Annotated in this window: 1 protein-coding gene; it reads right to left on the bottom strand. The window is 73.3% G+C overall.

All coding sequences use genetic code 11. The features are described from left to right. On the bottom strand, positions 1-9,072 hold a 9,072-nt coding region (locus tag KN815_RS30445; RefSeq protein ID WP_216345089.1), incomplete at both ends, for a type I polyketide synthase.

Raw genomic sequence — 9,072 nt, forward strand, 5'->3', positions numbered from 1 at the left:
GCGAGCGCGACCGGCGTCGGGTGGTCGAAGACGATCGTCGCGGGCAGGCGCAGGCCCGTCGCCGCGTCCAGCCGGTTGCGCAGTTCGACGGCGGTCAGCGAGTCGAAGCCGAGCTCGCGGAAGGCCCGCTGGGACTCGACCAGCTCCACCGACGGGAAGCCCAGCACCATCGCCACCTGCGTGGTGACCAGGTCGAGCAGCGCTCGTTCCTGCTCCGCCTCCGACATTCCGGCGAGCCGCTCACGCAGTTCCGAGCCACCGGTCTCGAACTGCGCCGCGCTGCCGCCGCCCATCGCGGCTTCCAGGATCCGGCGTGCCTCGGGAACCTCGTCCAGCAGCCGGCTGCCCCGAACGGCGACATAGGAGGGTACGAAGCGCTCCCAGTCGAGGTCGGCGATGGCCAGGTGCGTCTCCTGGAGGTCGAGGGCCTGCTGGAGGGCCTTGACCGCCAGCTCCGGGGTCATCGCGGCCATACCGCCGCGCCGCAGCCGCTCCTCCAGCGCCCCGTCGACCGCCATGCCGCCCTCGGCCCACGGGCCCCAGGCGACCGAGGTGGCCGCCAGTCCCTGGGCCCGGCGCTGCTGCGCCAGGGCGTCGAGGTAGGCGTTGGCCGCCGCGTAACTGCCCTGCCCGGCGCCGCCGATGGCTCCGGCGAGCGAGGAGAACAGCACGAACGCGGACAGGTCGAGGCCCTCGGTCAGTTCGTGCAGATGACGGGCCCCGTCCACCTTGGGACGCAGCACGCCCGCGACCCGCTCCACCGACATCGAGTCCAGGACACCGTCGTCCAGGACACCCGCCGCGTGCACGACGGCGTTGAGCGGATGCCGCTCCGGGATGGCGGCCAGTACGGCGGCCAGGGCGTCGCGGTCGGCGGCGTCACATGCCGCGATGGTCACCTCGGCGCCCAGCGCGGTGAGTTCGTCGCGCAGTTCGGCGGCCCCGTCGGCTTCCAGGCCACGGCGGCTGGTCAGCACCAGGTGCTCGGCGCCGGCGCGTGCCAGCCACCGGGCCACCTGGCTGCCCACTCCCCCGGTGCCGCCGGTCACCAGCACCGAGCCCCGCGCGCTCCATGGCCGAGCCGTGGTCTGCGGGGCGGCGGCCCGCGCCAGACGCCGGGTGAACACGCCGGACGTACGCACCGCCACCTGGTCCTCGAACTCGCCCGCGCCGCCGCCCAGCACACCGGACAGCCGGTTCGCGGCCCGCTCGTCGAGGGTCTCCGGGAGGTCGACCAGACCGCCCCAGAGCCGGGGGTGCTCCAGACCGGCGACCCGGCCGAGGCCCCACATCTGCGCCTGCGCGGCGCTGCGCAGGGTGTCGGAGCCGGTCACCGACACGGCGCCGCGCGTCGCCACCCACAGCGGGGCCTCGACACCGGCGTCCACGAGTGCCTGCAACGCGATGAGGTTCAGCGCGAGCCCCTGGGGCACGACGGCGTGCTCGGGGCTGGGGCTCTCGTCCAGGGCCAGCAGGGAGAGGACCCCGCCGACGGCCCCGTCCGACGCGCCCTCGACCGCCGTGCGCAGCCGCTCGGCGACCGCCGCGCGGTCGATGTCCGCGGCGCCGTCGAGCACGATCCGCGCCACCTGCGCGCCCTGCCGCTCCAGCATGGTCACCGCGGAGGTGACCAGCTCGTCGTCGGCGTGCGACCGCGGGACCATGACCATCCAGGTCCCGGTCAGCGCCCGCTCCGAGAGCTCGGAGACCGGGGTCCACGCGATCTGGTAGCGCCAGCCGTCCACCGTGGAGCGCTCACGATGGCCCTTGCGGTAGGACGACAGGGCGGGCAGCACCTCGGTGAGCGAGGCGTTTCCGTCCACGTTCAGCGCGGTGGTCAGCGCCTCCAGGTCCGCACGCTCGACCGCGTCCCAGAACCGGGCGTCGACCGAGTCCACGGACGCGGGGCCGGTGGTGGCATCGCTCTCGGGGGCGTCCAGCCAGTAGCGCTGCCGCTGGAAGGCGTAGGTGGGCAGCTCGATCCGCCGGACGTCCTGCCCGGCGAACAGGGCCTCCCAGTCGACGGTGACGCCGTGGACGTGGAGTTCGGCCAGCGCCGTCGTCAGCGCCTGGGCCTCCGGGCGGTCCTTGCGCAGCGCGGGCACCACGACGGGGGCCGAAGCCTCGTCCACCGTCAGGCACTCCCGCGCCATCGCCGAGAGCACACCGTCGGGGCCCACCTCGAAGAACCTGGTCGCACCCGCGGTTTCGAGGGAGCGCATCCCGTCCAGGAAGCGCACGGCCTCCCGGACGTGCCGCACCCAGTACTCCGGCGAGCACACCTCATCGGCGCCCGCCGACTTGCCCGACACGTTGGAGACCAGGGCAAGGGAGGGCGGGGCGAACGACAGCCCCTCGACCACCTTGCGGAAGTCGTCCAGCATCGCGTCCATGCGGGGCGAGTGGAAGGCGTGGCTGACCTTCAGGCGGCGGGTCTTGCGGCCCTGCTCCGCCCACTGCTCCGCGATCTCCAGCGCCGCTCCCTCGTCACCCGCGATGACGACAGAGGTCGGGCTGTTGATGGCGGCGATGCTCACCTCGGCCGCACGGCCGGCCAGCGACGGAGCGATCTCCTCCTCGGACGCCTCGATGGCGACCATCGCGCCACCCTCGGGAAGGGCCTGCATCAGCCGGCCACGGGCGGCCACCAGCGTGCACGCGTCCTCCAGCGAGAACACCCCGGCCACCTGCGCGGCGGCGATCTCACCGATGGAGTGGCCGATCACCACATCCGGGGCGACACCCCAGGCGGACAGCAGCCGGAACAGCGCCACCTCGATGGCGAACAGCGCGGGCTGGGTGAACGCCGTCTGGTCCAGCAGTTCGGCGTCCGCGCTGCCCTCCGCCGCGAACACCACGTCCTTCAGCGGACGGTCCAGCAGCATGTCCAGATGCGCGCACACCTCGTCCAGGGCACTGGCGAACACCGGGAACGCCTCGTACAGCTCCCGTCCCATGCCCAGGCGCTGCGCGCCCTGGCCCGAGAACAGGAAGGCGGTGATTCCCGTCGGAGCGGCGACCGAGCGCACGACCCCGGGGGCCTCCTCGCCGGTGGCGACGGCCTCGAGCCCGCGCAGCAGCTCCGCGCGGTCCGTGCCCGTCAGCACGGCACGGTGTTCGAACACCGACCGGGTGGCGACCAGGGAGTAGCCCACGTCCGTCAGGCTCAGCTCCGGCTGTGCCGTCAGATGCGCCCGCAGCCGCCGCGCCTGGGCGCGGAGCCCGTCCGCGCTCCGGGCGGAGAGCGTCCAGGGAGCCGCACCACGGTCGTCGGGAGCCGTCACCTCGGCCGGTCGCTCGTCTTCGGCGTCCGTCGGGGCCTGCTCGATGATGGTGTGCACATTGGTGCCGCTCACACCGAACGCGGAGACACCGGCCCGGCGCGGCTGACCCGTCTCCGGCCACGCCGTGACCTCGGTCAGCAGCCGCACCTCGCCCACCGACCAGTCCACCTGCGGCGAGGGCTCGTCCACATGCAGCGTCTTCGGCAGCACGCCGTGCCGCATCGCCATGACCATCTTGATGACACCGGCGAGTCCGGACGCGGCCTGGGTGTGTCCGATGTTGGACTTCAGCGCGCCCAGCCACAGCGGGCGGCCCTCCGGACGCTCCTTGCCGTAGGTGGCCAGCAGCGCCTGCGCCTCGATGGGGTCACCCAGCGAGGTGCCCGTACCGTGCGCCTCGACCGCGTCCACCTCGGCGGCCGATATCCCGGCGCTGGCCAGCGCCTGGCGGATCACCCGCTGCTGCGACGGGCCGTTGGGCGCCGTCAGACCGTTGCTCGCACCGTCCTGGTTCACGGCGGAACCCCGCACGATGCCCAGCACCTGGTGGCCGTTGCGCCGCGCGTCCGACAGCCGCTCCACCAGCAGCACATCGGCGCCCTCGCTCCAGCCGGTACCGTCCGCCGCGGCCGCGAACGGCTTGCAGCGGCCGTCGGGCGCGAGACCGCCCTGCCGGCTGAACTCGACGAACGCCATCGGGGTGGACATCACCGTCACACCGCCGACCAGCGCCATGGAGCATTCGCCCTGACGCAGCGACTGGCAGGCCAGATGCAGGGCCACCAGCGACGACGAGCAGGCCGTGTCCACCGTGACGGCGGGGCCTTCCAGTCCGTAGGTGTAGGCGAGGCGGCCGGAGACGACACTGCCGGCGTTGCCGGTCAGCAGATGGCCCTCGACATCCTCGGGCACCGTCTCCAGACTGCTGCCGTATCCGGAGCCCGAGAAGCCGACGAACACACCGACCTGGCTGCCCCGCACCGAGGTGGGGTTGATGCCCGCCCGCTCGAACGCCTCCCAGGAGGTCTCCAGCAGCAGCCGCTGCTGCGGGTCGGTGGCCAGGGCCTCACGCGGCGAGATCCCGAAGAAGCCGGGGTCGAACTCGGCCGCGTCATAGAGGAATCCGCCCTCACGGGCATAGAACGTGCCCGGCCGGTCCGGGTCCGGGTCGTACATGCCCGACAGGTCCCAGCCGCGGTCCGACGGGAACGACGAGATGGCGTCACCGCCGCTCTCGACCAACTGCCACAGGTCCTCCGGGCTCCGCACCCCACCGGGGAAGCGGCAGCTCATGGAGACGATCGCGATGGGTTCGTCGTCCGCGCCGACACCCGCGGGAGCCCCGGATCCGGTGGCCACCGCCGGGAACGTCGTGCCCAGCACCTCGGTGCGCAGCAGCGCCGCGAGCGTGGTGGCGCTGGGGTAGTCGAAGACCAGCGTGGCGGGGAGGCTGAGACCGGTCTCGGCGGCCAGCCGGTTGCGCAGGTCGACCGCGGTCAGCGAGTCGAAGCCCAGATCGCGGAAGGCCCGGTTCGGCTCGACCATCTCCGCGGAGGCGTAACCGAGCACGGCGGCGGCGTGCTTGCGCACCAGATCGAGCAGCGCCCGGTCCCGCTCGCCCTCGGTGAGGGGCTTCAGCCGCTCACGCAACTGCGCCCCGGCGGCGTCGGAGCTCTCGCCGCCGTCGCCCTTGGCCTCCAGCCGCCGGACCTCGTCGAGGTCGCTCAGGAACGGGCTGGGGCGGACCGCGGTGAACGAGGGCGCGAACCGGTCCCAGTCCACGTCCACGACCGTCACCACACCGTCGTCCCCGGCCACCGCGCGTTCCAGCGCGGCGATCGCCAACTCGGGTGCCATCGCGGGCAGTCCACGCCGCGCCAACTGCTCCCCCGCGTCGTCCCGGGTCGCCATGCCGCCCTCGGCCCACGGGCCCCAGGAGACGGCGGTGCCCGCCAGACCCCGCGCACGGCGCTGCTCCACCAGCGCGTCCAGGAAGGCGTTTCCGGAGCCGTAGACGCCCTGGCTGCCGCCGCCCCAGATACCGGAGATGGACGAGAAGACCACGAACGCGTCCAGCTCACGGTCGCCGAGCAGCTCATCGAGGTTGACGGCGCCCGCCACCTTGCCCGATACCACCCTCGCCGCGTCCGCGAGCTCGGTCTCCATCAGGGAGGCCGCGATCGTGACACCCGCCGCGTGCACCACCGCGGTGAGCGGCTGGTGCTCCGGCACGGCGTCCAGGACGGCGGCGAGCGCCTCGCGGTCCGCCGCGTCGCACGCGGCCACCGTCACCTCGGCGCCCATGCCCTCCAGCTCCGCCTTCAACTCGGCGGCGCCTTCGGCCTCGAGACCGCGGCGGCTGGTCAGCACCAGATGCTCGGCACCGCTACGGACCAGCCAGCGGGCCACCTGGCCGCCGAGCCCGCCCGTGCCACCGGTCACCAGCACCGTGCCGCGCGCCTGCCACGAGGTCCCCTCGGCGTCGGCCGCGGCCGACCGCACCAGACGGCGTACGAAGACACCGGAGCCGCGCACCGCGACCTGGTCCTCGCCGCCCTCGACGGACAGCACACCGGCCAGCCGCTCCGCACCGCGCCCGTCCAGCGACTCGGGCAGATCCACCAGACCGCCCCACAGCGGTGCCAGCTCCAGCCCGGCCACCCGGCCCATTGCCCAGACCATCGCCTGCGCCGGGCTGGTGAGCCGGTCCGAACGCCCCACCGACACGGCGCCACGCGTACCGCACCACAGCCGGGCCGGAATCTCGGCCTCGACCATGGCCTGCACCAGCACCAGGGTCAGCGCATAGCCGCCCGACAGCGCCGGGTACCCCGGGCAGGGCTCCTCGTCCAGGGCCAGCAGCGACAGCACCCCGCCCAGCTCGGGTGCGTCGGCGGCCACCTGACGCAGCCGCTCCGCCAGCGTGTTCGCGTCGAGGTCCCGCTCGTCCACCACGATCGAGACCACATCCGCGCCGTGCCGCTCGAGCCCGGCGACGACCTCCGAGACCAGCTCGTCCCCGGCGCGGGACGCCGGAACGACCACGGGCCACGTCCCCGACAGCGAGCCGTCGGCGATCTGGGAGAGCGGCTTCCACGACACCCGATAGCGCCAGCCGTCGATCGTGGACTGGTCACGGTTGTTGCGGTGGTACGCGGACAGGGCGGGCAGCACCGCGCTCAGCGGCGCCTCGCTGTCGACCGCCAGCGTCCCCGCCAGCGACTCCAGGTCCTGGCGCTCCACCACGTCCCAGAACCGTGCGTCGACGGAGCCGGTGACCTCGGCCGCCTCTCCGCCGGGCGGCAGGCCGAATCCATCGAGCCAGTAGCGCTCACGCTGGAAGGCGTAGGTCGGCAGCTCGACCCGGCGGGCGCCACGGCTCTCCAGTGTGGTGAGCCAGTCGACCTTCTTGCCACGCGCGAAGACCTCGGCGGCGGAGGTCAGGAACCGCTCCAGGCCGCCCTCGTCACGCCGCAGCGTGCCGACGACCACGGCCTGCGCCTCGGCGGCCTCCACCGTCTGCTGCACCGGCAGGGTGAGCACCGGATGCGGGCTCACCTCGATGAAGGTGGTGTGTCCCTTGCCCAGGAGGGTGCGGGTGGTGGTTTCCAGCTCGACGGTCTGCCGCAGGTTGCGGTACCAGTACTCGGCGTCCAGCCCGGCGGTGTCCACCAGCTCACCGGTCACCGTGGAGTGGAACGGCACCTCGGAGGAGCGCGGCGCGATGTCCGCGAGAACCTTCAGCAGCTCCTCGCGAATCGCCTCCACATGTGCCGAGTGCGAGGCGTAGTCCACCGGAACCCGGCGGACCCGGACCTCCTCACCCTCCAGCTCCGCGACCATCTCGTCCAGCGCATCCGGGTCACCGGAGACCACGACGGATCCCGGGCCGTTGACCGCGGCGACCGAGATCGCGCCGTTCCAGGCGGCGATGCGCTCCTTGGCCTGGTCCGCCGGCAGTCCGACCGACACCATGCCACCGCGGCCGGCCAGACCCGCGGCGATGGCCTGCGACCGCAGGGCCACCACCTTGGCGGCGTCCGCCAGCGACAGCGCGCCCGCCACACACGCCGCGGCGATCTCGCCCTGGCTGTGACCCATCACGGCGTCCGGCTCGACACCCATCGAACGCCACAACTTCGCCAGCGACACCATCACCGCGAACAACACCGGCTGCACCACGTCCACCCGGTCGAAACCGGGGGCACCCTCGGCGCCGCGCAGCACCTCGGTCAGCGACCAGTCCACATGGGCCGACAGGGCGGTCTCACACTCGCCGATCGCCTCCGCGAACACCGGCGAGGACTTCAGCAAGTCCACCGCCATGCCCATCCACTGCGCACCCTGACCGGGGAACACGAACACCGAGCGGCCACGGACATCGGCCACACCGCGCGTCACACCCGAGGCGACCTCATCGTCGGCCAACGCGCCCAGCCGCGCCAGGAGTTCCGCACGGTCGGCGCCCGTCACCACCCCACGGTGCTCGAACACCGACCGCGACGCCACCAGCGAGAACGCCACATCGGCCGCGCCCAGTTCCGGACGCTCCGCCACGAACTCCCGCAGCCGGCCCGCCTGGGCCCGCAGACCCGCCGCGCTACGGCCGGACACCACCCAGGCCAGCGGACCGTCGGCGACCTCGGCCCGGGTCTCCTCGGCCACCTCGGCCGCCGGAGCCTGCTCCAGGATCGCGTGCGCGTTCGTCCCGCTGATGCCGAACGAGGACACACCCGCCCGCCGAGGCTGCTCGGTCTCGGGCCAGGGGGTCGACTCGGCCAGCAGCCGGATGTCGCCCTCGGTCCAGTCCACCTGGCTGGACGGCTCGTCCGCGTGGAGCGTCTTGGGCAGCATGCCGTTGCGCAGGGCCATCACCATCTTGATGACCCCGCCGACACCGGCGGCGGCCTGGGAGTGGCCGATGTTGGACTTCAGCGAGCCCAGCCACAGCGGCTTGTTCTCCGGCCGCTCCTTGCCGTAGGTGGCCATCAGGGCCTGCGCCTCGATGGGGTCACCCAGCGAGGTGCCCGTGCCGTGTGCCTCGACCGCGTCCACATCGGCCGGTGTCAGGCCCGCGTTCTTGAGCGCCTGGCGGATCACCCGGCGCTGCGAGGGGCCGTTGGGCGCGGTCAGACCGTTGGACGCGCCGTCCTGGTTGATCGCCGAGCCCCGGATGACGGCCAGCACCGGGTGGCCGTTGCGCCGGGCGTCGGAGAGCCGCTCCAGGAGGAGCAGGCCCACGCCCTCGGCCCAGCCGGTGCCGTCGGCGCCCGCGCCGAACGCCTTGCACCGGCCGTCGGGCGCGAGCCCGCCCTGCCGGCTGAACTCGACGAACATGCTGGGGGTGAACATGACGGCGACGCCGCCCGCCAGGGCCAGCGAGCACTCCTCCTGACGGAGCGCCTGGCAGGCCCAGTGCAGGGCCACCAGCGACGACGAGCACGCGGTGTCCACCGTCACGGCGGGCCCCTCCAGGCCCAGGGTGTAGGCCACCCGCCCGGACACCACCGAGGTGGCGTTGCCCGCGAGCATCAGCCCCTCCACGTCCGCGGGCATCTCGCTCACTCCGGCGCCGTAGCCGGAGGGCGAGGCGCCGACGAACACACCGGCCTGGCTGCCCCGCACCGACGCCGGGTCGATTCCGGCGCGCTCGAACGCCTCCCAGGCGGTTTCCAGCAGCAGCCGCTGCTGGGGGTCGGTGGCGAGCGCCTCCCGCGGGCTCATGGAGAAGAAGCCGGGGTCGAAGTCGCCGGGAGTCTCCAGGAATCCGCCCTCGCGGACGGAGAAG

Source organism: Streptomyces niphimycinicus, from assembly GCF_018883605.1.
Taxonomy (GTDB): domain Bacteria; phylum Actinomycetota; class Actinomycetes; order Streptomycetales; family Streptomycetaceae; genus Streptomyces; species Streptomyces niphimycinicus.